Raw genomic sequence first — 25,910 nt, forward strand, 5'->3', positions numbered from 1 at the left:
CTAGAGCGCGTCCGGCCCCCGCTCGCCGGTGCGCACCCGTACGACCGTCTCGACCGGCACCGCCCACACCTTGCCGTCGCCGATCTTGCCGGTGTGCGCGGCGCGCACGATCGCGTCGATGACGGGCTCGGACTCGGCGTCCTCGACGACGACCTCGATCCGGACCTTGGGCACGAGGTCGACCTGGTACTCGGCGCCCCGGTACACCTCGGTGTGGCCGCGCTGCCGGCCGTAGCCGCTGGCCTCGGTCACGGTCAGACCGTGCACGCCCAGCTCCTGAAGGGCCGTCTTCACCTCGTCGAGGCGGTAGGGCTTGACGATCGCGGTGATGAGCTTCATTCCTGTGGCTTGACCTTCTGGGCGGAGAGGACGGAGTGCGCGGAGACCGGGGCGCCATGGCCCAGGACGCCGTGATCGTATGCCGTCTCGGCGTGCACCGTAAGGTCCAGGCCGGTGTGCTCGTGGTCCTCGTCCGCCCGCAGTCCGATCACCGCGTCGAGCAGTCTGCCGATGCCGTAGGTCACGGTGAAGGCGTACACGGCCACGACGGCCACAGCGACCAGCTGCCGGCCCAGCTGGGCGAGCCCGCCGCCGTACAGCAGGCCCTGTGCGCCGCCGGTCATGGTGTCCACCGCGAAGACGCCGATCAGCAGCGTGCCGATGACGCCGCCGACCAGGTGCACGCCGACCACGTCGAGGGAGTCGTCGTAGTTCAGCTTGAACTTCCATCCCACGGCGTACGAGCAGACGACGCCGGCGGCCAGGCCCACGACCAGCGCGCCGAGCAGCGAGACGGTCCCGCACGACGGGGTGATCGCCACCAGGCCCGCGACCGCTCCGGAGGCCGCGCCCAGCGTCGTGGGATGGCCGTCGCGCTTCTGCTCGACGAAGAGCCAGCCCAGCAGGCCGGTGCAGCCGGCGGCGAGGGTGTTGAGGAAGGCGGCGGCCGCCAGGCCGTTGGCGCCCAGGGCGGAGCCCGCGTTGAAGCCGAACCAGCCGAACCAGAGCAGACCCGCGCCCAGCATCACCATGGGCAGGTTGTGCGGGCGCATCGCGTCCTTCTTGAAGCCCAGGCGCGGGCCGAGGACCAGGCACAGGGCCAGACCGGAGGCGCCGGAGGTGATCTCGACCGGGAGGCCGCCGGCGAAGTCCAGCGCGCCGAGCCGCTCCAGGATCCAGCCGCCGGGGCCCCAGACCCAGTGCGCGACGGGAACGTATACGAGGAGCGTCCACACGGGCACGAAGACCAGCCACGCCCCGAATTTCGCCCGGTCCGCGATCGCGCCGCTGATCAGGGCGGCGGTGATGATCGCGAAGGTGAGCTGGAAGGTGGCGAACAGGAGGGTGGGGACGGTGCCGTGGAGGCTGTCCGGGCCCAGTCCCGCCATGCCGGCGTGGTCCAGGCCGCCGATCAGCCCGTCGGCGACATCGTCGCCGAAGGCGAGGGAGTAGCCGGCCGCCAGCCACACCACGGTGACCAGAGCGATCGACACGAAACTCATCATGAGCATGTTGAGGACGCTCTTCGTGCGGACCATGCCGCCGTAGAAGAGCGCCAGACCCGGCGTCATCAGCAGGACGAGGGCGGTGGCGGCGAGCAGCCAGGCGGTGTCACCGGTGTTCGCGTGGGCGGCGGCCAGAGTCACGGGGTCTCCAACGGTGCGGGGGCTCGTCAGAGGGTCACCGCCCCGCGTTTCCGGTTGTGCACGGACATGTTTCCGTGACGTTTCGTTGCGTGGAGGTTTCCGGGAGCTCACCGGAGGGGGTCCTGGCGCTCGTGTGTACGGCGGGGCTTCGTGAATCAGGGAGAATGGGGGCCATGAGCGTTCGCAACCTGTCATCCGAGCAGTCGGCCGAGTCCGCCCACCGTGCCGGCTTCGCCTGCTTCGTGGGCCGCCCCAACGCGGGCAAGTCCACCCTCACGAACGCTCTGGTCGGGAAGAAGGTGGCGATCACCTCGAACCGTCCGCAGACCACCCGGCACACGGTCCGGGGCATCGTGCACCGCCCCGAGGCCCAGCTGATCCTGGTGGACACCCCCGGTCTGCACAAGCCGCGCACGCTGCTCGGCGAGCGGCTGAACGACGTCGTGCGCGCCACCTGGGCCGAGGTCGACGTCATCGGTTTCTGCCTGCCGGCCAACGAGAAGCTGGGCCCCGGCGACCGGTTCATCGCCAAGGAGCTCGCCGGGATCAAGCGCACCCCGAAGATCGCCGTCGTCACCAAGACGGACCTGGTGGACTCCAAGGCGCTCGCCGAGCAGCTCATCGCCATCGACCAGCTCGGCAAGGAGCTGGGCATCGAGTGGGCGCAGATCGTGCCGGTGTCGGCCGTCGCGGGGGAGCAGGTCGAGCTGCTCGCCGACCTGCTGATCCCGATGCTGCCGGACAGCCCGCCGCTGTACCCCGAGGGCGACCTGACGGACGAGCCCGAGCAGGTGATGGTCGCCGAGCTGATCCGCGAGGCGGCGCTGGAGGGCGTCCGCGACGAGCTGCCGCACTCCATCGCGGTCGTCGTCGAGGAGATGCTCCCGCGCGAGGACCGTCCCGCCGACAAGCCGCTGCTGGACATCCACGCCAACATCTACATCGAGCGCCCCAGCCAGAAGGGCATCATCATCGGCCCCAAGGGCAAGCGCCTGAAGGACGTCGGCATCAAGTCCCGCAAGCAGATCGAGGCCCTGCTCGGCACGCCCGTCTTCCTGGACCTGCACGTGAAGGTCGCCAAGGACTGGCAGCGCGACCCCAAGCAGCTGCGCAAGCTGGGGTTCTGAGGGGGGCTGAGGGGCTGCGCGGGCTCGCAGGCGGTCAAGGCCCCGGCGTCGTCAGAGGGGGATGACCCGGACCCGCGGTCCGCACAGCTTCCCGATGTCGTCGGCGTCCGACGTGAGGATCGCGACGGGACCGGGCTGGGCGAGTGCCGTCACAGCCACCGTGGCGTCGATCGCGTACTCGTGGCCGTGCAGTCCGGTGTCCTCGAGCAGCAGCGCGGCGGCCTCGGCCGTCCGCTCCGTGACGGGTTCGACCTTGACGCGCGAGAGCAACCGGGGCATGGGCGTCCGGCCGTGGGGGACCTCGATGATCGTGTGGGCGCAGACGACGAGATCGGTGTGGTCCCGCTGCGCGGAGTCGATGATCGCCCCGACTCCGCGGTGCTCGTCGATCCAGGCGGAGAGGCCTTCGGAGTCGAGAACCAGACTGACGACGGAGGTCATGCGGCGCGGCTGGCCATGCGGTCACATACCGCGATATGGCGACCGTGGCCGGTGTCTCAGTCCACCCCTCTGATCCGCCGCACCAGCACCGCCCCCGCGAGCCCGACGGCCGCGGCCACCAGGTACAGCGTCCGGTAGCCCCCCAGGTAGGTCACGATCGGGGCGGCGAGGGCGGGGGCCGCGACCTGGGGGAGGGAGTTGGCCACGTTGATGACGCCGAGGTCCTTGCCGCGGTCCCCGGCCGCCGGCAGCACGTCCGTCATCAGCGCGAAGTCGACCGAGGTGAACACGCCGAACCCGATCCCCAGCACCGCCGCGGCGACGATCGCCCCCGGCCAGGTCTGCCAGACCGCCAGCGCGGCCGTCGCCACCGCCATCAGCACGCCGGACCAGATCACGAACGGCTTGCGCCGTCCCACCCGGTCCGACCAGACGCCGCCGACGACGACCGTGGCCAGCAGCGTCAGCCCGTTCACCGCCGTCAGGACCAGCACGCCCTGCTCGGGGTCGGCGTGGTGCAGGCGGTCGCGCAGGTAGTACAGGAGGTACAGCAGCACCAGCGCGTTGCTCAGGTTCATCAGGAAGCGGGTCAGCCAGGCCCAGCCGAGGTCGGGATGGCGGCGCGGGCTCAGCCAGAACCCGGCCGCGAAACCCCGCCACGACCAGGGCGGCCGGTCCGCCTCCGCCAGCCGCAGATCCTCGTACCGCACGACGTAGGGCAGCACGCCGGCCAGCGTGAACACCGCGCAGGCCGCGTACCCCGAACCGACGCCCCCGGCGACCGTGGCGAGCCCGGTGCCGCCGACCACGCCGAGGATCTGCGCCGCGCCCAGCCAGCCGCCCACCGAGCCCCGCTGGAGCCGGGGCACCTGGTCGGGCACGGCCGCCGTCACCGCGGCGAAGGACGCGTTCAGGGTCAGCTGGACCAGGCACCAGCCCAGCGCCATCGTCCACACCCCGCCCACACCCGCGAGCAGCAGCAGCGACAGCGCGCCGCCCGCCGCCCCGGCCACGATCCACGGGGTGCGCCGGCCCCGGCGGGACGTCGTCCGGTCCGACAGGGCGCCGAAGACCGGATTGGCGGCCAGCGAGACGACCGCGCCGACGCCCGTCACCCAGGCCAGCATCGTCTCCTTCGACATGCCCGAGCCGGGCGCGAAGTCCTCGGCCTGGGAGGCAAGCAGGATCTGCAGCGGGCCGTACCAGCCCACCCAGATCGCCCCGTTGGCCAGCGACAGGGCCGACGTCCAGCCCCGGCCCACCCGTTCGACGGGCTCGGCCAGCGCGGCCGCCGGGACGCTGTCCGCCGTCGTCATCCCCGGGCCCGCGCGCGCTGCGCGCGCAGCACGTCCCGCAGCCACGCGTACGACGCCTTCGGGGTCCGCCGCTGCGTCGCGAAGTCGACGTGGACCAGGCCGAAGCGGCGCGCGTACCCTTCCGCCCACTCGAAGTTGTCCAGCAGCGACCACACGAAGTAGCCGCGTACGTCGACGCCCGCCTCCAGCGCCCGGTGCAGGGCGCGGACGTGGCCGTCCAGGTAGTCGATGCGGGCCTGGTCGTCGAGGCCCTCGTAGGAGCAGCCGTTCTCGGTGATGACGACGGGCGGAAGGCGGTCGCCGTAGCGGTCCCTGAAGGTCGTCAGCAGCTCGGTGAGGCCCTCGGGGACCACCGGCCAGCCGAAGTCCGTCACCGGCACGCCCTCGATCTCCTGGACGGAGAAGGGCAGTTCGGCCGGCATGGTGATCCCGCCGAACTCGATCTCCGTGCCCTGCGGGGCGCCGACCCGGGTGGGCGCGTAGTAGTTGACGCCGTACCAGTCGAGCGGCTCGGAGATCACCTTCAGGTCGGCCGCCACGTCGCCCGGCATCAGCTCGCCGAGTCCCTCCGGGTACTCGCCCAGCAGCAGCGGTTCGGCGAACAGGCGGTTCAGCAGGACGTCGTAGAACGCCGCCGCCTCCAGGTCGGCCGGCTCCCGGGACGCGGGCCAGGTCGGGCCGTGGGAGTTGGCGATGCCGATGTCGGCGGCGCCCGCCGCGCGCAGCGCCTGCACGGCCAGGCCGTGGGCGAGGAGCTGGTGGTGGGCGACCGGCAGCGCGTCGAAGAGCAACTGCCTGCCGGGGGCGTGGGTGCCGAGCGCGTGGCCGAGCAGGGTGTGCTCGGCGGGCTCGTTGAGGGTGATCCACTTGGTGACGCGGTCGCCCAGGCGGCCCACGACCGTCGAGACGTACTCCGCGAACCGGGACGCGGTGTCGCGTTCCAGCCAGTCCAGGTCCGCCGGCAGGTCCCAGTGGAACAGGGTGGGGACCGGTCGCACGCCCGCGGCGAGCAGTTCGTCGACGAGACGGTCGTAGAAGTCCAGCCCGCCGGGGGAGTTCACCCTCGGCCAGGAGACGGAGAAGCGGTACGCGTCCACGCCGAGCCCCGACAGGAGCGCCACGTCCTGCGGATACCGGTGGAAGTGGTCGCAGGCCACCGCGGCCGTGGAGCCGTCCTTGACCCGGCCCGGCTCGGCGGTGAAGGCGTCCCAGACGGACGGCTCGCGCGCGTCGGCCGCGCCCTCGATCTGGTGGGCGGAGGTGGACACGCCCCAGAGGAAGTCCGCCGGGAACGCAGGGATCGGGTGGGCCGCGGCACGCGGATCTCTCTCCATGGGCGGGATCATCCTTACCGCTGGGTAAGGAAGTCAACGCCCCGGCGTGAAAAGGGAGTTCCCGCGGCCGTCCACACCCCTTCACGCCCCTTCCCGCAGCACCCGCGAGATCAGCGTGCGCTGCTCCGCGGTGAGCCGGGGGTCGGCCGCGTAGACCCGCTCGCCGTCCACGGTGATCTCGTAGCTGAAGCCGTCCGGAACCACGGCCGGAGGCGCGCCCCGGCCGCCGGCCACCGCCTGCTCGGCCAGGGCGTGCCATTCGCCGGCGTCGGGCCGCCCCGCCGTGTCGACCTCGGCTTTGCGCTCGATGCCCGCGAACCCGCCCGTGCGCCTCACCTGAATACGCATGGTCCCTGTGTAGTACGGAACTACAGGATCCGCACCCCGACCTGTTCCCAGGCCTTCTTGACGGCCTGGGACTCGTCGCCGCCGTCGCCGAACCGTTCGCGCGCGGCCTTGACGGTGAGCCCCGCGAAGTCGTTGAAGAAGGCCCTCTCCCCGAGTTCGCCGCCGGTCAGCACGTTGTACCAGATCTGACCCGCCTTCTCCCAGGCGTGACCGCCCAGGGCGGTGGCGACGAGGTAGAACGCGTGGTTGGGGATGCCCGAGTTGATGTGGACACCGCCGTTGTCGCGGCCGGTGCGGACGTAGCCGTCCATCGTCGCGGGCTGCGGGTCCTTGCCGAGGACGTCGTCGTCGTAGGCGGTTCCCGGGGCCTTCATCGAGCGCAGGGCGGAGCCGGTGACGTCCGGGGCGAGCAGGCCCGCGCCGATCAGCCAGTCCGCCTCCGCGGCCGTCTGGCCGAGCGAGTACTGCTTGATGAGCGAGCCGAACACGTCGGACATCGACTCGTTGAGCGCGCCCGGCTGGCCGTAGTAGGTCAGGTTCGCCGTGTACTGGGTGACGCCGTGGGTCAGCTCGTGCCCGATGACGTCGACGGAGTTGGTGAAGTCGAGGAAGATCTCGCCGTCGCCGTCGCCGAACACCATCTGCTCGCCGTTCCAGAAGGCGTTGTTGTAGCCCTCGTCGTAGTGGACGCTGGCGTCCAGGGGCAGGCCGTCGTCGTCGATGGAGTGACGCCGGTAGGCCTTGAGGTAGAGGTCGAAGGTGGCGCCGAGGCCGGAGTAGGCGCGGTTGACGGTCGCGTCCCGGCCCGGGTCCTGGCCCTCGGAGCGGACCTTGGCGCCGGGCAGGTCGGTGCCGTGGGCGCAGTCGTAGACCGTCCGCAGCGGCTGGTCCGACGGCGCCTTCACGGCCGGTGCGGCGGCCAGGCGGAACTCGGCCGTCACCCGGCGGCGGCCGCGCAGCTCGCTGTCGCGCAGCAGGGTGCGCCGGGCGGGACCGGAGAGCGCGGGGTCGTCGTTGCGCGCCAGCCGGTCGAGGAGGTGCGGCGGTACGACGGTGCAGAAGACGGGCTCGGAGCCCCCGTGAGTCGTCATGTCCGCACCCTTGCACTGCGTTACCCACCTGTCACTACAGGCAACCATGATCGGTGAAAAACGGTGACAAACGCGGCAGATCACCGGCGGCGAGTGGTATGGGACACGTTTCGTCCCCTTTCTCACGATTTCCCTGTACCTGTCTTCGGTGGTCCCGCATACTGATACGGACCCGCGCAACCGGAGCGGCTCGGCTAGGCTGCGGAGCACTATGCGTTTCGGGCTGCTTCTCCTTAGCTGCCGCGGCGAGGGCCTGTAGTCGAGGCCGACCCCCTCCCCGCGGTGCTTGGTGTTGCGCGTCGGCCGTCCTTCCGTCCGGAGAGTCTCCGGTCACCCCGAGGAGCCCACGCCCCATGGCGAACCGCCAGCAGCCCAGCCAGATGCCGATCCACAAGTACGGGCAGTACGACCAGGTCGACATCCCCGACCGCACCTGGCCGAACAACCGGATCACCGCCGCCCCCCGCTGGCTCTCCACCGACCTGCGCGACGGCAACCAGGCCCTGATCGACCCCATGTCGCCCGAGCGCAAGCGCCGGATGTTCGACCAGCTGGTCAAGATGGGCTACAAGGAGATCGAGGTCGGCTTCCCGGCCTCCGGCCAGACCGACTTCGACTTCGTGCGCTCGATCATCGAGGAAGAGGGCGCGATCCCGGACGACGTCACCATCTCCGTACTGACCCAGGCCCGTGAGGACCTGATCGAGCGGACCGTGGAGTCCCTGAAGGGCGCCCGGCGGGCGACCGTCCACCTGTACAACGCCACGGCCCCCGTCTTCCGCCGCGTGGTCTTCCGCGGCTCCCGGGACGACATCAAGCAGATCGCCGTCGACGGCACCCGCCTGGTGATGGAGTACGCGGAGAAACTGCTGGGCCCCGAGACCGAGTTCGGGTACCAGTACAGCCCGGAGATCTTCACCGACACCGAGCTGGACTTCGCCCTGGAGGTCTGCGAGGCGGTCATGGACGTCTACCAGCCCGGCCCGGGCCGCGAGATCATCCTGAACCTGCCGGCCACCGTCGAGCGCTCCACCCCCTCCACCCACGCCGACCGCTTCGAGTGGATGAGCCGCAACCTCTCCCGCCGCGAGCACGTCTGCGTCTCCGTCCACCCGCACAACGACCGCGGCACCGCCGTGGCCGCCGCCGAGCTGGCGCTGATGGCCGGCGCCGACCGCGTCGAGGGCTGCCTGTTCGGGCAGGGCGAGCGCACCGGCAACGTCGACCTGGTCACCCTGGGCATGAACCTGTTCTCCCAGGGCGTCGACCCGCAGATCGACTTCTCCGACATCGACGAGATCCGTCGCACGTGGGAGTACTGCAACCAGATGGAGGTCCACCCGCGCCACCCGTACGTGGGCGACCTGGTCTACACGTCCTTCTCCGGCTCCCACCAGGACGCCATCAAGAAGGGCTTCGACGCCATGGAGGCCGACGCGGCCGCCAAGGGCGTCACCGTCGACGACATCGAGTGGGCGGTCCCGTACCTGCCGATCGACCCGAAGGACGTCGGCCGCTCCTACGAGGCCGTCATCCGCGTCAACTCGCAGTCCGGCAAGGGCGGCATCGCGTACGTCCTGAAGAACGACCACAAGCTGGACCTGCCCCGCCGGATGCAGATCGAGTTCTCCAAGCTCATCCAGGCCAAGACGGACGCCGAGGGCGGCGAGGTCACCGGCAACGCCATCTGGTCCGTCTTCCAGGACGAGTACCTGCCCAACCCCGAGAACCCCTGGGGTCGCATCCAGGTCAGGAACGGCCAGTCGACCACCGACACCGACGGCGTGGACACCCTCAAGGTCGAGGCCACCGTCGACGGCGTGGACACCGTGCTGACCGGCTCCGGCAATGGTCCGATCTCGGCCTTCTTCGACGCCCTGCAGTCCGTCGGCATCGACGTACGGCTGCTGGACTACCAGGAGCACACGATGAGTGAGGGCGCCTCCGCGCAGGCCGCCTCGTACATCGAGTGCGCCATCGGCGACAAGGTCCTGTGGGGCATCGGCATCGACGCGAACACGACGCGTGCGTCGCTGAAGGCGGTCGTCTCGGCCGTCAACCGCGCGACGCGCTGACCATCCCGACCGGCGGTTTGAGGACCCCGTTCGCCGACACCGGCGAGCGGGGTCCCGCCGTTTTCGGCCACTCTCCGGTGGAGGTCACGGAAAGGTCTCGTCCAGAGTGCTGACTACACCTGTCCCCTGTGGCTAACATCACGCAGACGTGGCGATGTTGCCACGGGGTTACGGAGGTGCGACGTGCTGCCAGAACGGGGACGAGACGGCCGTGTCACCCGGCTTGCCCACATCATGGGCACCCGCACCGCGTGGACGCCCGTCGGCGACGGCGAGTTCTTCTGCCCGGGCTGCGGCGGCGACCGCAACTACCTGCGACTGACCGGACAGCGCCGCTTCACCGTCCTCGGCGTGCCGCTCGTGCCGCGCGGCGGGACCGGCCCGGTCGTCGAGTGCGCCGCCTGCCGCCGCCACTTCGGCACCGACGTCCTCGACCACCCCACCACCGTGCGCTTCTCGGCGATGCTGCGCGACGCCGTCCACACGGTCGCCCTCGCGGTCCTCTCCGCCGGCGCCTGCTCCCGCACTTCCCTGGAGACCGCCGCGGGCGCGGTGCGCGCGGCCGGCTTCACCGACTGCACCGAGGAACAGCTCTCCGCGCTCGTCGAGGCCCTCGCCTCCGACACCGGCCGCAACTACGGCCCGTCCTACGGCCCCGGTCTCGCCATAGAGCTGCACGAGGCCCTCGACCCGCTCGCGGCCCACCTCGCCCCGGCCGGCCGCGAATCGATCCTGCTGACGGGTGCCCGCATCGCCCTGGCCGACGGCCCCTACACCCCGGCCGAACGCGAGGCCCTCACCACCGTGGGCGCGGCCCTGACGATCTGCGCGGACGACGTGACCCGCCTCCTCGCCGCCGCCGGAACACCGTCCTGACCCCGGTGGGAACACCGTTCTGACCCCGCCCGCCCCCGCGCACCGGCCCCGCCCCTCCCGCACCCCCGTCGCCTCCGGACGACAGCGACGAAGGGAGGACCCGTCTCTTGGGGGCCGGGACAAGGAAGAGCATCCCCTGGCTGGTGCTCGCGCTGTGGGCGGGCGTGCTCGCGCTCGCCTCGCCGTTCGCCGCGAAACCGGCCGACGTCCAGCACGACCGCGTCACCGACTGCCTGCCGGCCTGTCCGGCTCTCCGGCTGCCCCCGCCGCCCTACGGCAGCGTCCGCTGGTACGTGCTGTCCGTGTCGGAGTCGTAGACGAGCCTGCCCGCCGTGTCGTAGCCCTTGATGTGCGGGGCGAGGGTGACCTGACGGTTCAGCGTGCCCGCGGCGACAAACCACTCTCCGTCCAGGACGGCCGTCGTACGGGTGTCCCCGTAGGAGACGGTCACCTTGGCGACCGACGGCTCCACCGTGCCGATGACCCCCCAGCGGAACGGCAGCTTCCAGTGCCCCTTGTCGATGAACGACTGCTGGTACAGCTTGCCGCCGTTGACGTCGGGCAGGACCGGGCCCGCGTCCGGCGGCCCGGCGTCGCTCGAACTGACGCTGATGCCCGAGGCCACCCCGTCCTCGAGGGTGCACACCACCCGGAAACCGGCCGGCTTCGCCTTCACCGCGACGACGTCGACGCCGTCGCCGGGGCTGTTGGAGTCCCCGGTGCTCCTGAGCGCCAGGACGATCCGGTAGTCGTTCGCGCTGCCCAGACCACGGGCGCCGCCCGCGTGCCCGCCCTCGGCCCGCAGGCACTCCTTCAGCCCGTCAGCGGCCTGCTCGAAGGTGATCCCGTCGAGCAACTGCCCCTTCGTGGCGGGCCGCGCCGGGCCGTCCGGCGCCGGGGACGGGCTCGCCGCCCGGTCGTGCGGGGCGCTCACCGACGGGTGCGGCGCGGCCGTGTCGGCGTCACCGCGCCCGCCCCCGCCGTTCACGGCGTACGCCCCCACCGGCACCGCGGCCAGCACCGCCAGCGCCGCCCCGGTCACCGCCACGCGCCGCCGCCGCTCGGCCAGTCCACGCCGGCGGATCGCCTGATAGGGCGCCGGGGCGGGCTGGATCGTGTACGCGTCCTGCGCGAGCATCTCACGCATCAGCTCCTCCAACTCAGGGTGTTCGTAAGGCTTGTTCACCTGCTGCCTCCCTGCGGCTGCGGCTGCTGCGGCCGGGGCCTGGGCCGGGGTTGGGGCCGCGGCTCGGGCGGGGGCTGCTGCGTCCGGCTGCCGGACGCGGTGCGGCCGGCGGTCAGCCCCGGATACGAGCGCAGCTTCGCCAGCCCCTTCGACGCCTGGCTCTTGACCGTCCCCTGCGAGCAGCCCAGCACCTCGGCCACCTCCGCCTCCGACAGGTCCTCCCAGTACCGGAGCACCACCACCGCCCGCTGCTTCGGCGGGAGCTGGGCCAGCCCCGCCATCAGGGAGCCCCGCTCCTCGACCCGTCCCGCGCCCTCGTCCCGGCCCGCCCGCTCGGGCGGCGCCGCGGTCAGCGCCTCGACGACCCTGCGCTTGCGGAACCGGTCGCTGTTGCAGCTGACCAGCATCCGCCGGACGTAGGCCTCCGGGTTGTCACTGCGCGATATCCGCCGCCACGACCGGTACGCCTTCGCCAGCGCGGTCTGCGTCAGGTCCTCCGCGTGGTGGACGTCGCCCGTGAGCAGATACGCGGTCCGCACGAGCCGGGACCAACGCGCTCTGACGAACTCCTGGAACCGGTCCTCTTGTTCGGCCTGCATCAAGCACCCTCCTCGCCCTCCAGACCACCGGTCGGACGGAATCGGTTGCCCGGCCCCCGTCACGATGTTCGAATGGAGTGATGGAGAACCACGCGTGGGCCTGGTGCGCCGGCGACCCCGGAGTGCTGGAACTGCCGTCCGGCCGGCTGGTCCGCGGCCGCGGCCTGCGCCACCCGCTGGACCCGACGGCGCCGGCCCCGGCGTACGGCCTCTACCTGCTCGGCGCCCGCCCCGAACACGCCCCGTGGGAGTCCCGCTGGCTGCGCTGGCCCGACTTCCGCCTCCCCGCCGACCGCCGGGACGCCCGCGCGGCCCTCACCGAGGCCTGGCGCCGCGCGGCCGGCGAACGCGTGGAGATCGCCTGCCACGGAGGCCGCGGCCGCACCGGCACGGCCCTCGCCTGCCTGGCGGTACTGGACGGCGTACCGCCCGAGAGGGCAGTGCGCTTCGTCCGCGACAACTACCACCCCCGCGCGGTGGAGACGCCCTGGCAGCGGGGGTATGTGCGGCGGTTCGGCCTTTCCGGCGACGGCACGGGCCGCGGTTAGACTGCCGTCCCGCGGACGCGGCGGATGCGGGGGCCGCGGCCCCGACCCGAGGAGGCGGCGTGCCGGCACCAGTGGTAGTGATCGGCGCGGGCGTGATCGGACTCACCACGGCGGTGCTCCTCGCGGAAGCGGGCCATGACGTGCGGGTCGACGCAGAACTGCTCCCCGCCGACACGACCTCGGCCGCCGCGGGCGCCTCCTGGGACCCGTTCCTGGCCGAACCCGCCGACCTGGTGGAGCGCTGGAGCAGGGAGACGCTCCGAGTCCTCGTGGAGCTCGGCGCCGACGCCCGGACGGGTGTCCGCCTCGTCGAGGGCACGCACGAATCGCGTGTGCCGCGGGACGTGCCCGCCTGGGCCCCCTGGGTGGACGCCGTGCCGTGCGATCCGGGCGAGCTGCGACCGGGATACGCCGAGGGATGGCGCTACCGCGCTCCCGTCGTCGACATGCCCGCCTATCTGGCCTACCTCGTCGACCGGTTGACCGCCGCCGGCGGCCGGCTGCGCCGGTACCGGCACGCCTCGCTCGACGAGGCGCTGACGGAGGCGCCCGTCGTCGTGAACTGCACGGGAACCGGCTCGCGCGACCTGGCCGGCGATCCGTCGGTCCAGGCCGTGCGGGGCCAGCTCGTCGTCGTCGAGAATCCCGGTATCCGGGCCTTCTTCTGCGACGACACCCCCGACGCCGAGGAACTCACCTACCTCTACCCCCAGGCCGACGTGGTGGTCCTGGGCGGCACCTCGGACTGGGGCAGCTGGGAGCTGCGTCCCGACCCGGCGGCCGCCCGGGAGATCGTCCGGCGCTGTGTTGAGGTCGAACCCTCCCTGGCCGGGGCACGGGTGGTCGGACACCGTGTGGGGCTCAGGCCGGTGCGGTCAGAGGTCCGGCTGGAGACGGAGCCCCGCGGCGGCGCGCTGCTGCTGCACAACTACGGTCACGGCGGCGCCGGACTCACCCTGTCCTGGGGATGTGCCGCCGAGGCCGCCGATCTGCTCCGCGCGGCCGAGTAGCCGCCCCGGCTCACTCGCGGATCTGCCACTGCCTGCGCCCGGCCGTCCCCGCTTCGGGACCTCGCCGGTAGAGATACAGCCAGGTCCGCGCCGCCAGTGCGCAGGCAAGGGCCGCCGTCCACGGCCAACTGGTGGTCTTCGTCGCGATGATCGCCGCGCCGATGAGCGGCGAGGCCGCGGTGAACGCCATGAGGGCGACCTCGGCCGGACTCCGGCGGAAGCGGTGGGCGATGGAGAACTCGGACCACTCGTACCAGGCGAGGCCCGCGCTCAGCAGCGCGGCGAGGACCATGGTCGTCCTGGGATCTCCGCTGGCCTGGGCGTAGGTCACGGGCAGGGAGATGAGGAAGGGCAGCACGCCGCCGTATTCGGAGAGGACGTTGCCGTACTTCATGATCTTCCCGAACGTGTTCGAGTGGATGCGTGCCAGTTCTCCCGAGGCGCTGGCGTAGACGATCAGGGACAACACGGTGCTGAACGTCGCGCCGATCAGCAGGAGACGCACGTCGTCGGGGAAGCGCGTCGAGGTGAAGGCGAAGCCGAGGAGGAAGGTGATGGCCGCCAGGATCGACCCGGAGAAGGCTATGCCGGCCGCCGCCTCACCGGACTGGAGGGTCGCGGGGTCGTCCTGTTCGAAGCGGGTGACCTCCACCGCCGGCTCTCCGCGCAGGGACACCAGGGCGGTCACGGCCTGGTCGCGGGGCGCGAGGGACTCGATCAGCTGCGTCCGCGCCCGTAAGGGCACCAAATAGCGTGTGTCGGGGTCGACGTACTCGACCCGGCTCTTGTGCTGGTAGTGCAGACAGATACCGTCGGGCTCCCGGCTGGTGCGCATGACGCGCGTGCCGATGAAGCCGCTCCGCAGCAGGAGTTGCGACAGGGCCGGCTCGGCTGTGTCGACCACGGCCGAGAACAGCGGTACCGGGCCCGGCAGTTCCGAGATCCGCTGTGACAGTGCGTCCAGGAGACGAAGGGCCAACCCCCGCCGGCGCAGGTCCGCGCGGACGGCGATCACCGAAAGGCGGACGTGGCCCGGTGCGGGCCGCTCCGCCACGGCACATCCCACGATCTCGCCGTCCGACTCCGCCACGCGGACCAGGTCCGCGGCGATCGACTCGGTCAGCAGGGCCGACGGCAGCACGTCCGCGGCATCGCAGGTCTCCGTCAACAACCCTGCGACTGCCGGAAGATCGCCTGCCTGCGCCTTCCGGGTCGATAATGCGCCCACTCCGACCGCGCCCCCTCGCTGCGTCCGGCGACGCAGGAGGGCGACAGCCCCCGTGCGCCTTCGACGGCCCTGCTCCCCAAGCCGATGCGATCCTACCGACGGTCGCCGGCGCAGTGACCGGAACGGTTCACCGGCCCGCGCCTGCCTCTCAGCCCAGCGCCCCCGCCACCACCCCCGCCGTCTCCACGATCAGGGTGTGGTCGTAGGGGGCGTCGGGGGTGGGCTTGGTGAGTTGGACGGCGAGGACGATCGGGGTGCCGTCCGGGGTCCAGGCGATGCCGGCGTCGTTGTTCGCGCCGTAGGAGCCGCCGCCGGTCTTGTCGGCGATCGTCCAGGTCGGGGGGAGGCCGGCGCGGAAGCGGTTGGCGCTGGTGACCGTGCCGAGCATCCAGTCGGTCAGACGGCGCCGGTCGGGGCCGGACAGGACGTCGCCGAGGACCAGCCGGGCGTAGGTGCGCGCGATGGCGTACGGGCTCGTGGTGTCCGTGATCCGGCCGGGCTCGGCCGAGTTGAGGTCGGGCTCCCAGCGGTCGAGGCGGGTGACGTGGTCGCCGACCGAGCGGGCGAAGCGGGTGACCGCGGCGGGGCCGCCCAGCTCGCGCAGCAGCAGGTTGCCCGCCGTGTTGTCGCTGTGCTGGATCGCCGCGGCGGACAGCTCGGCGATCGTCATGCCGTCGGCCACGTGGTCCTTGGTGATCTCCGAGTTCTCCACGACGTCGTCGGCCGTGTAGTGGACGCGCCGGTCCAGCGCCGACGCGGGCAGGTCCCGCAGGACGGCCGCCACCGCCAGCGTCTTGAACAGGGAGCAGACCGGGAAGAGCTCGTCGGCGCGGTGGCGGACCTGGCGGCGGGTGCGGACGTTGTAGGCGAAGACGCCGAGCCGGGCGCCGTGCCGGGTCTCCAGGTCGCGCAGACGGGAGGCGACGGGGCCGGCGGGGTGGCCGGGACCGGCAGCGGCCCGTGCGGGGGCGGCGGCCAGCAGGGCGGCTCCGGCGCCCGCGCCGGCGGTGAGCAGGGTGCGGCGGGTGGTCGAGGCTGAGATCGTTCTCTCCGTCCGTCGGGAACACAGAAGTCGTTTCCCTGTACACGGACGCCCCGGCCCGCACCTCCGGTTGCGCGTGCCCGCCGCGGGCGGGCACACCACCCTCCCGGCGTAGGCGAGAATGGGGCCATGAGCCTGTTCCGCGACGACGGCGCCGTGCCGTGCCCCCGGCACCCGGGGGAGGCAGGGCGCGCCCTGCCGCGTCCCGGCGGCGGCCGGCGGCCCCGGCGGGCCCCCGGCGGGGGTGTGCGATGAGTCTCTTCCGGGACGACGGCATCGTCCTGCGCACCCAGAAGCTGGGCGAGGCCGACCGCATCATCACGCTGCTGACGCGCGGGCACGGGCGCGTGCGGGCCGTGGCGCGGGGGGTGCGGCGCACGAAGTCGAAGTTCGGGGCCCGTCTCGAACCGTTCTCCCACGTCGACGTGCAGTTCTTCGCGCGGGGCAGCAGCGAGCTGGTCGGCCGCGGGCTGCCGCTGTGCACGCAGAGCGAGATCATCGCCCCCTACGGCGGCGGCATCGTGACCGACTACGCCCGCTACACGGCGGGCACGGCCATGCTGGAGACCGCCGAGCGGTTCACCGACCACGAGGGCGAGCCGGCCGTGCAGCAGTACCTGCTGCTCGTGGGCGCCCTGCGCACCCTCGCCCGCGGCGAGCACGCCCCCCACCTCGTCCTGGACGCGTTCCTGCTGCGGTCGCTGGCCGTCAACGGGTACGCGCCCAGCTTCGGCGACTGCGCCAGGTGCGGGATGCCCGGGCCGAACCGGTTCTTCTCCGTCGCCGCCGGCGGCTCCGTCTGCGCCGACTGCCGGGTGGCCGGCAGCGTGGTGCCCTCGCCGCAGACCCTGGTTCTCCTGGGCGCGCTGCTCACGGGAGACTGGGAGACGGCGGACGCGTGCGAGGCCCGCCACGTCCGGGAGGGCAGCGGACTGGTGTCCGCGTATCTGCACTGGCATCTGGAGCGCGGACTGCGCTCCCTTCGGTACGTCGAGAAATAGGCAAGCGGAAGTCGAAGGAGACGAGAGGCACATGGTGGTACGCGGGTTCCTGGGGCGGCAGCGTCGGGAGTACAGGACTCCGGAGCCGCACCCGTCGGGTGCTCGCCCGCCCAAGCTTCCCGGCGAGCTGGTCCCCGAGCACGTGGCGATCGTCATGGACGGCAACGGCCGCTGGGCCAAGGAGCGCGGGCTGCCGCGCACCGAGGGCCACAAGGTCGGCGCCGAGCAGGTCCTCGACGTGCTCCAGGGCGCGGTGGAGATGGGGGTGCGCAACATCTCGCTGTACGCCTTCTCCACCGAGAACTGGAAGCGCTCGCCCGACGAGGTCCGCTTCCTGATGAACTTCAACCGCGACTTCATCCGCAAGACCCGCGACACCCTCGACGAGCTGGGCATCCGGGTGCGCTGGGTGGGCCGGATGCCCAAGCTGTGGAAGTCGGTCGCCAAGGAGCTCCAGGTCGCCCAGGAGCAGACCAAGGACAACGACCGCCTCACCCTGTACTTCTGCATGAACTACGGCGGGCGGGCGGAGATCGCGGACGCCGCGCAGGCGCTCGCGGAGGACGTGAAGGCGGGCCGGCTCGACCCGTCCAAGGTCACCGAGAAGACCCTCGCGAAGTACCTGTACTACCCGGACATGCCGGACGTCGACCTGTTCCTGCGGCCGAGCGGCGAGCAGCGCACCTCCAACTACCTGATCTGGCAGAGCGCGTACGCGGAGATGGTCTTCCAGGACGTCCTGTGGCCGGATTTCGACCGCCGCGATCTGTGGCGCGCGTGCGTGGAGTTCGCCTCCCGGGACCGCCGTTTCGGCGGCGCCACCCCCAACGAGGTGCTGCTGTCCCTGGAGGGGAACTCTTCGGAGCAGGGCGCCGGCTCCTGAAGTCCCGCGGCAGGTCACGCGCGGGGCGGCGGGGGCCCGCCCCGCGCGCGGCGGCCCTGCGCCCGGCCGTTACGATCACGGCTCGTCATCGCGGGACCGGGGAGGGGCCATGGGCGAGGAGCAGGGCGTCGGCGTGCGCGAGGAGACGGTGGTGCTGGAGTACGAGCACGCTCTCGCGGACATGGAGGACGCCGTCCGGCTGGTGTCCCGCAAGAACGGCCGGGTGGGTCTGATCCACCGGCCGGTCTTCCTGGCGTGCGTGGCGCTGGCCGGAATCGCCGTCCTCGCCCTGGGCGTGCGCGGCGACGACGCGGGCGGGGTGTCGTTCGGCGTGATGTTCACGCTGTGGCCGGTGCTGATGTACTTCGCGCCGCGTCTGTCGGCCGGGCAGCTGCTGAGGGCGAACCGGCACCACGGCCGGATCCAGGTCACCGTCGGCCCGGAGGGCGTCCGCACGCTGAGCGCCCACGCCGACCTGCGCATGGGCTGGGCCAACTACGGCAGCTACGCGGAGTCGGCGCGGGTCTTCGCCCTGCGCAGCCCCGACAAGGCCGGCCACTGCGCGATCGTCCTGGTCAAGCGGGGCGCCCGCACCCCGCAGGACGTCGACCGCCTGCGCGCCCTGCTGGACGGCCGGCTGCGCCGCGTCTGACCACCGGGCCGACCGAACCGCCCGACCGGTGCCGGGGTCAGGCCGTGGGGGTCGCCGCGCAGTCCGCGCAGGTGCCGAAGATCTCCACGGTGTGGGCCACGTTCACGTAGCCGTGCTCGGCGGCGATGGCCTCGGCCCACTTCTCGACCGCCGGGCCCTCCACCTCCACGGCCTTGCCGCAGACCCGGCAGACGAGGTGGTGGTGGTGCTCGCCGGTGGAGCAGCGCCGGTACACGGACTCGCCGTCCGAGGTGCGCAGGACGTCCACCTCGCCCGCGTCGGCGAGGGACTGCAAGGTGCGGTAGACGGTGGTCAGGCCGACCGAGTCGCCCTTGTGCTTGAGCATGTCGTGCAGATCCTGCGCGCTGCGGAACTCGTCCACCTCGTCGAGCGCCGCCGCCACGGCGGCGCGCTGCCGGGTGGCGCGGCCCTTCACGGGCGGTCCAGCGGTCGTCACCGTTGTCTCCTCACGTCTGCGGCTTGCCGGGCCATTGTGCCAGCCCGGCCTGTGCGCGGTCAGACGCCGACTTCGTCGCCGGGGGCGCGGGTGGCCGGAATCGCGCACTCGGCGGGGTCGCCCGCGGGCTGCGCCGCGGCCAGCGCGCGGGCGCGGCGGCGGGCCAGCGGGGCGGCCAGCACGCTCAGCGCGACGAACGCGGCGATGGTCAGCAGCACGATCGTGGCGCCGGGCGGGACGTCCTGGTAGTACGAGGTGACCGTGCCGCCGATGGTGACCGTCACGCCGATGGCGACGGCGACGGCGAAGGTGGCGGCGAAGCTGCGGCTGAGCTGCTGGGCCGCGGCGACCGGGACGACCATCAGGGCCGACACCAGCAGCAGGCCCACCACGCGCATCGCCACGGTGACCGTCACCGCCGCGGTGACCGCGGTCAGCAGGTTCAGGGCGCGCACGGGCAGGCCGGTCACGCGCGCGAACTCCTCGTCCTGGCTGACGGCGAACAGCTGGCGGCGCAGGCCGAGGGTGACGAGGACGACGAAGGCCGCGAGCAGGCAGATCGCCGTGACGTCCGACTCCGACACCGTGGACAGCGAGCCGAAGAGGTACGAGGTCAGGTTGGCGTTGGAGCCGCCCGGCGCGAGGTTGATGAACATCACGCCGCCGGCCATTCCGCCGTAGAAGAGCATGGCGAGGGCGATGTCGCCGCGGGTCCTGCCGTACCAGCGGATGAGTTCCATGATCACCGCGCCCAGGACGGAGACGGCCGTGGCCATCCAGACCGGGGACCAGGAGAGCAGGAAGCCGAGGCCGACGCCGGTCATGGCGACGTGGCCGATGCCGTCGCCCATGAGGGCCTGGCGGCGCTGGACGAGGTAGATGCCGACGGCGGGGGCGGTGATGCCGACCAGGACCGCGGCGAGCAGCGCCCGCTGCATGAAGGCGTAGTTCAGGAGGTCCATCAGCTCAGCAGTCCCGTGCGGATCGGTTCGGCGCCCGCGGGTGCGTGCGGGTGCACATGGTCGTGGCCGGGGAGGGCGTGCTGTCCGACGGCACGCGGGGGCGGCCCGTCGTGCAGCACGCAGCCGTCGCGCAGGACGACGGCCCGGTCGATGAGGGGCTCCAGGGGGCCCAGTTCGTGCAGGACCAGCAGGACGGTCGTGCCGGCCGCGACCTGTTCGCGCAGGGTGTGCGCCAGGACTTCCTGGCTGGCCAGGTCGACGCCGGCCATCGGCTCGTCCATGATCAGCAGTTCGGGTTCGGCGGCGAGCGCGCGGGCGATCAGCACGCGCTGGTGCTGGCCGCCGGAGAGGGAGTCGACGCCGTCCCCGGCCCGGTCCGCCATGCCGACCAGTTCGAGGGCGTGCCGGACGGCCGCGCGGTCGGCCTTGCGGAAGACGCCGAAGCGGGTGCGCGACAGGCGGCCCGAGGAGACGACCTCGGTCACCGTGGCGGGGACGCCGCCCGCGGCCGTGGTGCGCTGCGGGACGTATCCGATCCGCGCCCACTGCCGGAACCGGCGGTGCGGGACGCCGAACAGCTCGATCTCGCCCGCGCCGATCGCCACCTGCCCGATGACGCTGCGCACGGCGGTCGACTTGCCGGAGCCGTTCGCGCCGAGCAGGGCGACGACCTCGCCGCGCCGCACGGTGAGGTCGACTCCCCGCAGGACGGGGCGCGAGCCCAGCTCGGCGCGGACCCCGCGCAGGGAGATGACGGGCTCGGCCTTCGCGTCCATGACGCCCTCCGTGGTGGTCATTTGGTTCCCAGGGCCGTCTGGAGCGCCTTGAGGTTCGCCCGCTGGACCGAGAAGTAGTCCTTGCCGCGGGACTTGTCCGTGATGCCCTCGATCGGGTCGAGGACGTCCGTCTTCAGTCCGGCGTCGCCGGCGATGGTCTTCGCGGTCTTGTCGCTGACGAGCGTCTCGTAGAACACGGTGGTGACGCCGTCGGCCCTGGTCATCTTCTCGAGCTCCCTGACGCGGGCGGCGCTGGGCTCCGACTCGGGGTCGAGGCCGTTGATGGCCTCCTCGGTCAGACCGTAGCGCTCGGCGAGGTAGCCGAAGGCGGCGTGGGTGGTGACGAAGACCTTGGTCCGCGTGTTCGCGAGGCCCTTCTCGAACTCGGTGTTCAGGTCGCCGAGTTGCTCGACCAGGGCCGCGGTGTTGGCCTTGTAGTCGGCCGCGTGGCCGGGGTCGGCCTTCTCGAAGGCCTTGCCGACGCCCTCGGCGACCTGCGAGTACCGCACGGGGTCGAGCCAGATGTGCGGGTCGAGGCCGGACAGCTCCTCGTTCTCGTGGTCGTCGTGCTCGGCCGCGTGGCCGCCGACCTCGTTGCCGTGCTTCTCCAGCGTGGTGAGGGAGGCGGCGTCGATCTTGGTCTTGACGCCGGACTGGGCCACGGCGTCGTCGACGGAGGGCTGGAGGTTCTTGAGGTAGAGGACCGCGTCGGACTCCTGGAGGGCGGCGGTCTGCTTGGCGCTGATCTCCAGGTCGTGCGGTTCCTGGCCGGGTTCGGTGAGGCTGGTGACGTGGACGTGGTCGCCGCCTATGCGCTCGGCGAGGAAGGCCATCGGGTAGAACGACGCGACGACGTCGAACTTGTCCGTGCCGGCCGCGGACGCGCTGTCGGAGGAGCACGCGGAGAGGGAGCCGAGGCCGAGGGCGGTGGCCGCCGCGACGGCCGTGCCGGATATGAGTCGCCGTACGTTCATGACACTCATTTTCAACAAATATGGAAACCGTTGTCAACAAGCTGGCCGGCAAGAGACCGGCAAGCGGCCGGCAAGGGGCGGCGGCAGGGGAGGGGGATCGACCCGGTAAGCCCGAAGGGCTGCGGTATGGCCCCCGCGAGCGGGGGCCCGATTTGGTCGAGGGGGAGTCCCCGCCGGTACCCTGAAGTCTTCGCTGGAAGCACCTCGCTTCGTCGCCCGTCGTCGTTATGAAGAGAGCACCGTGGCCGCCGACAAGATCGACACCATCGTCAGCCTGAGCAAGCGCCGTGGCTTCGTATTCCCGTGCAGTGAGATCTACGGCGGCCAGAAGGCCGCCTGGGACTACGGACCGCTGGGTGTCGAGCTCAAGGAGAACCTGAAGCGCCAGTGGTGGCGCTACATGGTGACGTCGCGCGAGGACGTGGTCGGCATCGACTCGTCCGTCATCCTGGCCCCCGAGGTCTGGGTGGCCTCCGGTCACGTCGCCACCTTCTCCGACCCGCTGACCGAGTGCACCTCCTGCCACAAGCGGTTCCGCGCGGACCACCTGGAAGAGGCGTACGAGGCCAAGCACAACCGCCCGCCGGCCAACGGCCTGGCGGACGTGAACTGCCCCAACTGCGGCAACAAGGGCCAGTTCACCGAGCCCAAGCAGTTCTCGGGCCTGCTCTCCACCCACCTCGGCCCCACGCAGGACACCGGCTCCATCGCCTACCTGCGCCCCGAGACCGCCCAGGGCATCTTCACCAACTTCGCCCAGGTGCAGACCACTTCGCGCCGCAAGCCCCCGTTCGGCATCGCCCAGATGGGCAAGTCCTTCCGCAACGAGATCACGCCCGGCAACTTCATCTTCCGCACCCGCGAGTTCGAGCAGATGGAGATGGAGTTCTTCGTCAAGCCGGGCGAGGACGAGAAGTGGCAGGAGTACTGGATGGAGCAGCGCTGGAACTGGTACACCGGCCTGGGCATGCGCGAGGAGAACATGCGGTGGTACGACCACCCCAAGGAGAAGCTCTCCCACTACTCCAAGCGCACCGCCGACATCGAGTACCGCTTCCAGTTCGGCGGCAACGAGTGGGGTGAACTGGAGGGCGTCGCCAACCGCACCGACTACGACCTCTCCGCCCACGCCAAGGCCTCCGGCCAGGACCTCTCCTACTTCGACCAGGAGGCCGGCGAGCGCTGGACGCCGTACGTCATCGAGCCCGCGGCCGGTGTCGGCCGCGCGATGCTGGCGTTCCTCCTCGACGCCTACATCGAGGACGAGGCCCCCAACGCCAAGGGCAAGCTGGAGAAGCGCACGGTCCTGCGCCTCGACCACCGCCTCGCCCCGGTGAAGGTCGCGGTCCTGCCGCTCTCCCGCAACCCCGAGCTGTCGCCGAAGGCCAAGGGCCTCGCCGCCGCGCTGCGCCAGAACTGGAACATCGAGTTCGACGACGCCGGCGCGATCGGCCGCCGCTACCGCCGCCAGGACGAGATCGGCACGCCGTTCTGCGTCACGGTCGACTTCGACACCCTCGACGACAACGCGGTCACCGTCCGCGAGCGCGACTCGATGAAGCAGGAGCGCGTCTCCCTCGACCAGATCGAGGGCTACCTGGCCGCCCGCCTGGTCGGCGCGTAACCGCCCACCGCGTCCGGCGACAGACCGAGGCCGGCCCCGACGGACTTCCGTCGGGGCCGGCCTCGCGTCATGCCTCGGGGTGCCGCTCCCGCAGATGGGCCCTGAGCAGGACGTCGGCGTCGGTCTCCGCGCTGTAGTCGTGCGCCGCGCGCGCCTTCGCCCGGGCCGACGCGAGCCCGTCGCACTCCGGACAGTCCGGGACCGGCCGCGGCGGACGGCGCAGGCCCAGCATGAACGGCCCGTCGGTGCGCGCCCGCGCGTTCACCGCCCGCACCCCGGCGCGCAGCCGCTCGCGCTCGGTCGCCGGCCGCAGCCCGGCCGGATCGGCCTGCCACTCCCGGCCGCCGCCGACCGGACGCAGCATCGCGTAGGGGCCGGAGCGGTCCTGGTACTCGCCGACCCGGTCCGTGGCCGGGTCGTAGAGGACGGTGCCGGGTTCGTGCTCCATGTCGTCCGCTCCTTTTACCCAACTTTCTTACTGAATGTGAAGGTTGGGATACTCTGGGTGGTGGGGGGTTGACGTCAGGATGCCTTCCGGGGAGGGCGGACACGCCGTCGACGAGCGGTTCGTGGTCGTTCGGCGGCGCAAATTCCACAAATGCGGAAGGGGCGGGACGGGATGCCGGCGAGGCGGGTGGTCACAGGGCGGAGCCAGGAACCCCGGCGGCGGTTCGCGGAGGAGCTGCGCCTGCTGCGGGCGGCCAAGGGGGACAGCCTGCGGCAGCTGGAGGAGGTGCTGGGCTGGACCGCGTCCACCTTCGGCAAGATGGAGGGCGGCCAGAGCCTGGGAAGCCCGGAGGTCGTGGAGGCCCTCGACCAGCACTACGGCACCGGCTCCATGCTGCTCACGCTGTGGGAGCTGGCGGTCGCCGACCCTTCGCAGTTCAAGGAGCAGTATCGGCGGTACATGCTGCTGGAGGCGGAGGCGGTCGGTCTGTGGCAGTACTCGGTGAGTGCCCCGCCGGGTCTCCTCCAGGCGGACGGGTACGCGCGTGAGGCGCTGATGGCAGGTGGCCTCAAAGGCGAGGAACTGGAGCAGCAGATCGAGGCGCGTACGAGTCGGCGGAAGCTGCTCGAAGGGGAGGAGGCTCCGCCGTTCCGGGCGATCCTGTCCGAGGCTGTGTTGCGCAACTCGTTACGTGAACTGCCTGAGTGGAAGCGGCAGTTGGAGTTCCTGTTGGAGGCTTCCGGGCGTGGCAACATCACGCTTCACGTGTTGCCGTTCGGCACCGGCCCGCACGGCCTGATGAACACGGACACGATGTTCCTGAGGCTGTGGGACGGTCGCATGGTGGCCTACGCCGAAAACGATGTGCGCGGTGAACTGATCGAGGAGTCGAGCAGGGTTGAGCGTTTGCACCGCACATATGATGCGGTGCGTGACCTGGCGTTGGGCCCTGCCGAGTCGCAGTCGTTCATCTTGCGTACGTTGGAGGATTTGCCATGCGAGCCACCGATCTGAGCAGCGTGACATGGCGCAAGAGCAGCTACAGCAATACGGACGGCGGCAACTGCCTCGAAGTCGCCGACGGCGTCCCCTCCCTCGTCCCTGTGCGGGACAGCAAGGCTCCTCATCTCGCGCCGCTCCTCTTCCCGGCCTCCGCCTGGGCGGCCTTCGTCAGCGCGGTGAAGGGTGACAGCTGACAGATATTGAAATCTGTCATTCGTCATGCCAAGCTGGAGGGCATGACGACGAATACACGTACCCTCGGCCGCACCGGACCCCAGGTCTCCGCCCTCGGCCTCGGCTGCATGGGCATGAGCGCCCTCTACGGAGAAGCGGACCGCGATGAGGCCATCGCGACCATCCACGCGGCGCTGGAGGCCGGCGTCACCCTGCTCGACACCGGCGACTTCTACGGCATGGGCCACAACGAGCTGCTGATCGGCGAGGCCCTGCGCACCGCGCCGCCCGCGCTGCGCGACCAGGCGCTGACCAGCGTGAAGTTCGGCGCGCTGCGCGGGCCCGACGGCTCCTGGGCCGGGTACGACGGCCGGCCCGCCGCCGTGAGGAACTTCGTCTCCTACTCGCTCCAGCGTCTCGGCGTCGACCACATCGACGTCTACCGGATCGCCCGCGTCGACCCGGACGTCCCGATCGAGGAGACGGTCGGCGCGATCGCCGAACTGGTCGAGCAGGGGTACGTCCGGCACATCGGCCTCAGCGAGGTCGGAGCGCAGACGATCCGCAGGGCCGCCGCCACCGCGCCGATCTCCGACCTCCAGATCGAGTACGGCCTGATCAGCCGGGGCGTCGAGCGGTCCATCGTGCCGACCACCCGTGAGCTGGGCATCTCGATCACCGCGTACGGGGTCCTCTCCCGCGGCCTGATCTCCGGGCACTTCACCGCCGACCGCGAACTCGCCGCGAACGACTTCCGGGCGCACTCGCCCCGCTTCCAGGGCGACAACCTCCGGCACAACCTGACCCTCGTGGACGCGCTGCGGAAGATCGCCGAGGGCAAGGGCGTCACCGTGGCGCAGCTCGCGATCGCCTGGGTGCTGGGCCGGGGCGAGGACATCGTCCCGCTGGTCGGCGCCCGCACCCGCGAGCGGCTCGCGGAGTCGCTGGGCGCGCTGGACGTCGTCCTCGACGACGGCGACCTCGCGGCGATCGAGGCGGCCGTGCCCGCCGACGCGGCGGCCGGCGAGCGCTACCCGGCCGCGGCCATGGAGCACCTCGACAGCGAGCGCTGACCGGGCCGCCGGGTACC

At 71.6% G+C, this 25,910-nt stretch carries 29 protein-coding genes; 13 read left to right on the forward strand and 16 right to left on the reverse strand.

The window, feature by feature from the left end; genetic code table 11:
• Positions 1-339: a P-II family nitrogen regulator gene (locus tag ACGFSH_RS02400; protein WP_329409708.1), complete on the reverse strand. Its 339-nt coding sequence runs from the start codon at positions 337-339 to the stop codon at positions 1-3.
• The gene (locus ACGFSH_RS02405; RefSeq protein WP_393344129.1) at positions 336-1,646 is read right to left on the reverse strand and encodes an ammonium transporter; all 1,311 of its coding nucleotides are present in this window, start codon (positions 1,644-1,646) and stop codon (positions 336-338) included. Before ACGFSH_RS02405 ends, ACGFSH_RS02400 begins: the two co-directional genes overlap by 4 nt.
• A 173-nt stretch (positions 1,647-1,819) precedes the next feature.
• Between ACGFSH_RS02405 and era the strand changes: the two genes are divergently transcribed.
• Positions 1,820-2,773 carry a GTPase Era gene (era, locus tag ACGFSH_RS02410; protein WP_393344131.1) on the forward strand — a complete coding sequence of 318 codons (954 nt, stop codon included), beginning with the start codon at positions 1,820-1,822 and terminating at the stop codon, positions 2,771-2,773.
• A 51-nt stretch (positions 2,774-2,824) separates the two neighbouring features.
• On the opposite strand, the gene ACGFSH_RS02415 is transcribed toward era, so the two are convergent.
• The 5 genes from ACGFSH_RS02415 to ACGFSH_RS02435 all read right to left on the reverse strand — a co-directional run bounded on the left by ACGFSH_RS02415 (position 2,825) and on the right by ACGFSH_RS02435 (position 7,303).
• Positions 2,825-3,214 (reverse strand): DNA-binding protein, encoded by a 390-nt coding sequence (locus ACGFSH_RS02415; RefSeq protein ID WP_393344133.1) that lies wholly within the window; start codon positions 3,212-3,214, stop codon positions 2,825-2,827.
• A gap of 56 nt (positions 3,215-3,270) precedes the next feature.
• The gene (locus ACGFSH_RS02420) at positions 3,271-4,530 is read right to left on the reverse strand and encodes an MFS transporter (RefSeq protein WP_393344135.1); all 1,260 of its coding nucleotides are present in this window, start codon (positions 4,528-4,530) and stop codon (positions 3,271-3,273) included.
• Positions 4,527-5,864, reverse strand: a complete 1,338-nt coding sequence (locus ACGFSH_RS02425) for a GH1 family beta-glucosidase (RefSeq protein WP_393344137.1) — start codon at positions 5,862-5,864, stop codon at positions 4,527-4,529. Before ACGFSH_RS02425 ends, ACGFSH_RS02420 begins: the two co-directional genes overlap by 4 nt.
• An 81-nt stretch (positions 5,865-5,945) precedes the next feature.
• Positions 5,946-6,212 carry a protealysin inhibitor emfourin gene (locus ACGFSH_RS02430; RefSeq protein WP_393344139.1) on the reverse strand — a complete coding sequence of 89 codons (267 nt, stop codon included), beginning with the start codon at positions 6,210-6,212 and terminating at the stop codon, positions 5,946-5,948.
• Positions 6,213-6,232: 20 nt separating this feature from the next.
• Positions 6,233-7,303 (reverse strand): M4 family metallopeptidase, encoded by a 1,071-nt coding sequence (locus ACGFSH_RS02435; protein ID WP_393344141.1) that lies wholly within the window; start codon positions 7,301-7,303, stop codon positions 6,233-6,235.
• Between the two features lie 353 nt (positions 7,304-7,656).
• On the opposite strand from ACGFSH_RS02435, the gene leuA reads away from it, so the two are divergent.
• The 3 genes from leuA to ACGFSH_RS02450 all read left to right on the forward strand — a co-directional run bounded on the left by leuA (position 7,657) and on the right by ACGFSH_RS02450 (position 10,571).
• Positions 7,657-9,378 (forward strand): 2-isopropylmalate synthase, encoded by a 1,722-nt coding sequence (gene leuA / locus ACGFSH_RS02440; RefSeq protein WP_393344143.1) that lies wholly within the window; start codon positions 7,657-7,659, stop codon positions 9,376-9,378.
• A 183-nt stretch (positions 9,379-9,561) separates the two neighbouring features.
• Positions 9,562-10,254 (forward strand): TerB family tellurite resistance protein, encoded by a 693-nt coding sequence (locus tag ACGFSH_RS02445; protein ID WP_393344145.1) that lies wholly within the window; start codon positions 9,562-9,564, stop codon positions 10,252-10,254.
• Between the two features lie 107 nt (positions 10,255-10,361).
• Positions 10,362-10,571 (forward strand): hypothetical protein, encoded by a 210-nt coding sequence (locus ACGFSH_RS02450; protein ID WP_393344147.1) that lies wholly within the window; start codon positions 10,362-10,364, stop codon positions 10,569-10,571.
• Here the strand turns inward: ACGFSH_RS02450 and ACGFSH_RS02455 are convergent.
• Entirely contained in the window at positions 10,526-11,440 is a 915-nt protein-coding gene (locus tag ACGFSH_RS02455; protein WP_393344149.1) for a hypothetical protein, read from the reverse strand. The two genes, ACGFSH_RS02450 and ACGFSH_RS02455, sit on opposite strands and share 46 nt — an antisense overlap.
• Positions 11,437-12,039 (reverse strand): SigE family RNA polymerase sigma factor, encoded by a 603-nt coding sequence (locus tag ACGFSH_RS02460; RefSeq protein ID WP_393344151.1) that lies wholly within the window; start codon positions 12,037-12,039, stop codon positions 11,437-11,439. The genes ACGFSH_RS02455 and ACGFSH_RS02460 overlap by 4 nt, the downstream gene beginning before the upstream one ends.
• An 80-nt stretch (positions 12,040-12,119) precedes the next feature.
• Here ACGFSH_RS02460 and ACGFSH_RS02465 point away from each other — a divergent pair, with 80 nt between their 5' ends.
• Entirely contained in the window at positions 12,120-12,587 is a 468-nt protein-coding gene (locus ACGFSH_RS02465) for a protein phosphatase (RefSeq protein ID WP_393344153.1), read from the forward strand.
• Positions 12,588-12,646: 59 nt separating this feature from the next.
• The gene (locus ACGFSH_RS02470; RefSeq protein WP_393344155.1) at positions 12,647-13,597 is read left to right on the forward strand and encodes an FAD-dependent oxidoreductase; all 951 of its coding nucleotides are present in this window, start codon (positions 12,647-12,649) and stop codon (positions 13,595-13,597) included.
• A 10-nt stretch (positions 13,598-13,607) separates the two neighbouring features.
• On the opposite strand, the gene ACGFSH_RS02475 is transcribed toward ACGFSH_RS02470, so the two are convergent.
• Both ACGFSH_RS02475 and bla read right to left on the reverse strand, forming a co-directional pair.
• Positions 13,608-14,765 (reverse strand): GNAT family N-acetyltransferase, encoded by a 1,158-nt coding sequence (locus ACGFSH_RS02475; protein WP_393344157.1) that lies wholly within the window; start codon positions 14,763-14,765, stop codon positions 13,608-13,610.
• Between the two features lie 208 nt (positions 14,766-14,973).
• On the reverse strand, positions 14,974-15,867 hold the full coding sequence (bla, locus tag ACGFSH_RS02480) for a class A beta-lactamase (protein ID WP_393345452.1): 894 nt from the start codon (positions 15,865-15,867) through the stop codon (positions 14,974-14,976).
• A 251-nt stretch (positions 15,868-16,118) separates the two neighbouring features.
• Here bla and recO point away from each other — a divergent pair, with 251 nt between their 5' ends.
• The 3 genes from recO to ACGFSH_RS02495 all read left to right on the forward strand — a co-directional run bounded on the left by recO (position 16,119) and on the right by ACGFSH_RS02495 (position 18,403).
• Positions 16,119-16,868, forward strand: a complete 750-nt coding sequence (gene recO, locus ACGFSH_RS02485; protein ID WP_393344159.1) for a DNA repair protein RecO — start codon at positions 16,119-16,121, stop codon at positions 16,866-16,868.
• A gap of 31 nt (positions 16,869-16,899) precedes the next feature.
• Positions 16,900-17,751 (forward strand): isoprenyl transferase, encoded by an 852-nt coding sequence (locus tag ACGFSH_RS02490; RefSeq protein ID WP_393344161.1) that lies wholly within the window; start codon positions 16,900-16,902, stop codon positions 17,749-17,751.
• Positions 17,752-17,860: 109 nt separating this feature from the next.
• The gene (locus ACGFSH_RS02495) at positions 17,861-18,403 is read left to right on the forward strand and encodes a hypothetical protein (RefSeq protein ID WP_393344163.1); all 543 of its coding nucleotides are present in this window, start codon (positions 17,861-17,863) and stop codon (positions 18,401-18,403) included.
• A gap of 37 nt (positions 18,404-18,440) precedes the next feature.
• Here the strand turns inward: ACGFSH_RS02495 and ACGFSH_RS02500 are convergent, their stop codons facing one another.
• From ACGFSH_RS02500 to ACGFSH_RS02515, 4 genes are read right to left on the reverse strand one after another with little or no spacing between them, the layout of a single operon-like run.
• Positions 18,441-18,860, reverse strand: coding sequence for a transcriptional repressor (locus ACGFSH_RS02500; RefSeq protein WP_329409673.1), 420 nt, complete (start codon positions 18,858-18,860; stop codon positions 18,441-18,443).
• Between the two features lie 59 nt (positions 18,861-18,919).
• Positions 18,920-19,822 carry a metal ABC transporter permease gene (locus tag ACGFSH_RS02505; protein ID WP_393344166.1) on the reverse strand — a complete coding sequence of 301 codons (903 nt, stop codon included), beginning with the start codon at positions 19,820-19,822 and terminating at the stop codon, positions 18,920-18,922.
• Positions 19,822-20,619 carry a metal ABC transporter ATP-binding protein gene (locus ACGFSH_RS02510; RefSeq protein WP_393344168.1) on the reverse strand — a complete coding sequence of 266 codons (798 nt, stop codon included), beginning with the start codon at positions 20,617-20,619 and terminating at the stop codon, positions 19,822-19,824. Before ACGFSH_RS02510 ends, ACGFSH_RS02505 begins: the two co-directional genes overlap by 1 nt.
• Entirely contained in the window at positions 20,616-21,572 is a 957-nt protein-coding gene (locus ACGFSH_RS02515) for a metal ABC transporter substrate-binding protein (RefSeq protein ID WP_393344170.1), read from the reverse strand. Before ACGFSH_RS02515 ends, ACGFSH_RS02510 begins: the two co-directional genes overlap by 4 nt.
• Positions 21,573-21,813: 241 nt before the next feature.
• Here ACGFSH_RS02515 and ACGFSH_RS02520 point away from each other — a divergent pair, with 241 nt between their 5' ends.
• Complete coding sequence (locus ACGFSH_RS02520) at positions 21,814-23,196, forward strand: glycine--tRNA ligase (RefSeq protein WP_329409665.1); 1,383 nt, start codon at positions 21,814-21,816, stop codon at positions 23,194-23,196.
• 67 nt (positions 23,197-23,263) lie between these two features.
• Here the strand turns inward: ACGFSH_RS02520 and ACGFSH_RS02525 are convergent, their stop codons facing one another.
• Positions 23,264-23,644, reverse strand: a complete 381-nt coding sequence (locus ACGFSH_RS02525; RefSeq protein WP_393344173.1) for a hypothetical protein — start codon at positions 23,642-23,644, stop codon at positions 23,264-23,266.
• Positions 23,645-23,815: 171 nt separating this feature from the next.
• Here ACGFSH_RS02525 and ACGFSH_RS02530 point away from each other — a divergent pair, with 171 nt between their 5' ends.
• Genes ACGFSH_RS02530 through ACGFSH_RS02540 form a run of 3 tightly spaced genes read left to right on the forward strand, consistent with a single transcriptional unit; the run spans position 23,816 to position 25,893 of the window.
• The gene (locus ACGFSH_RS02530) at positions 23,816-24,658 is read left to right on the forward strand and encodes a helix-turn-helix domain-containing protein (protein ID WP_393345454.1); all 843 of its coding nucleotides are present in this window, start codon (positions 23,816-23,818) and stop codon (positions 24,656-24,658) included.
• Positions 24,640-24,840, forward strand: a complete 201-nt coding sequence (locus ACGFSH_RS02535; RefSeq protein WP_393344175.1) for a DUF397 domain-containing protein — start codon at positions 24,640-24,642, stop codon at positions 24,838-24,840. Before ACGFSH_RS02530 ends, ACGFSH_RS02535 begins: the two co-directional genes overlap by 19 nt.
• Positions 24,841-24,882: 42 nt before the next feature.
• On the forward strand, positions 24,883-25,893 hold the full coding sequence (locus ACGFSH_RS02540; RefSeq protein WP_393344177.1) for an aldo/keto reductase: 1,011 nt from the start codon (positions 24,883-24,885) through the stop codon (positions 25,891-25,893).
• The last annotated feature ends 17 nt before the right edge of the window (positions 25,894-25,910 follow it).

Origin of the sequence: Streptomyces sp. NPDC048481 (assembly GCF_043200075.1) — a bacterium.
Classification (GTDB): Bacteria; Actinomycetota; Actinomycetes; order Streptomycetales; family Streptomycetaceae; genus Streptomyces.

Bases quoted from the DNA above. Each gene is read 5' to 3' on its own strand.
- ACGFSH_RS02465 (WP_393344153.1), top strand. From the start codon at position 12,120: ATGGAGAACCACGCGTGGGCCTGGTGCGCCGGCGACCCCGGAGTGCTG.
- ACGFSH_RS02510 (WP_393344168.1), bottom strand. From the start codon at position 20,619: ATGACCACCACGGAGGGCGTCATGGACGCGAAGGCCGAGCCCGTCATC.
- ACGFSH_RS02495 (WP_393344163.1), top strand. From the start codon at position 17,861: ATGGGCGAGGAGCAGGGCGTCGGCGTGCGCGAGGAGACGGTGGTGCTG.
- ACGFSH_RS02535 (WP_393344175.1), top strand. From the start codon at position 24,640: ATGCGAGCCACCGATCTGAGCAGCGTGACATGGCGCAAGAGCAGCTAC.
- ACGFSH_RS02430 (WP_393344139.1), bottom strand. From the start codon at position 6,212: ATGCGTATTCAGGTGAGGCGCACGGGCGGGTTCGCGGGCATCGAGCGC.
- ACGFSH_RS02425 (WP_393344137.1), bottom strand. From the start codon at position 5,864: ATGGAGAGAGATCCGCGTGCCGCGGCCCACCCGATCCCTGCGTTCCCG.
- ACGFSH_RS02490 (WP_393344161.1), top strand. From the start codon at position 16,900: ATGGTGGTACGCGGGTTCCTGGGGCGGCAGCGTCGGGAGTACAGGACT.
- ACGFSH_RS02505 (WP_393344166.1), bottom strand. From the start codon at position 19,822: ATGGACCTCCTGAACTACGCCTTCATGCAGCGGGCGCTGCTCGCCGCG.
- ACGFSH_RS02460 (WP_393344151.1), bottom strand. From the start codon at position 12,039: ATGCAGGCCGAACAAGAGGACCGGTTCCAGGAGTTCGTCAGAGCGCGT.
- ACGFSH_RS02525 (WP_393344173.1), bottom strand. From the start codon at position 23,644: ATGGAGCACGAACCCGGCACCGTCCTCTACGACCCGGCCACGGACCGG.
- ACGFSH_RS02415 (WP_393344133.1), bottom strand. From the start codon at position 3,214: ATGACCTCCGTCGTCAGTCTGGTTCTCGACTCCGAAGGCCTCTCCGCC.
- ACGFSH_RS02515 (WP_393344170.1), bottom strand. From the start codon at position 21,572: ATGAACGTACGGCGACTCATATCCGGCACGGCCGTCGCGGCGGCCACC.
- ACGFSH_RS02435 (WP_393344141.1), bottom strand. From the start codon at position 7,303: ATGACGACTCACGGGGGCTCCGAGCCCGTCTTCTGCACCGTCGTACCG.
- leuA (WP_393344143.1), top strand. From the start codon at position 7,657: ATGGCGAACCGCCAGCAGCCCAGCCAGATGCCGATCCACAAGTACGGG.
- recO (WP_393344159.1), top strand. From the start codon at position 16,119: ATGAGTCTCTTCCGGGACGACGGCATCGTCCTGCGCACCCAGAAGCTG.
- era (WP_393344131.1), top strand. From the start codon at position 1,820: ATGAGCGTTCGCAACCTGTCATCCGAGCAGTCGGCCGAGTCCGCCCAC.
- ACGFSH_RS02530 (WP_393345454.1), top strand. From the start codon at position 23,816: ATGCCGGCGAGGCGGGTGGTCACAGGGCGGAGCCAGGAACCCCGGCGG.
- ACGFSH_RS02400 (WP_329409708.1), bottom strand. From the start codon at position 339: ATGAAGCTCATCACCGCGATCGTCAAGCCCTACCGCCTCGACGAGGTG.
- ACGFSH_RS02420 (WP_393344135.1), bottom strand. From the start codon at position 4,530: ATGACGACGGCGGACAGCGTCCCGGCGGCCGCGCTGGCCGAGCCCGTC.
- ACGFSH_RS02540 (WP_393344177.1), top strand. From the start codon at position 24,883: ATGACGACGAATACACGTACCCTCGGCCGCACCGGACCCCAGGTCTCC.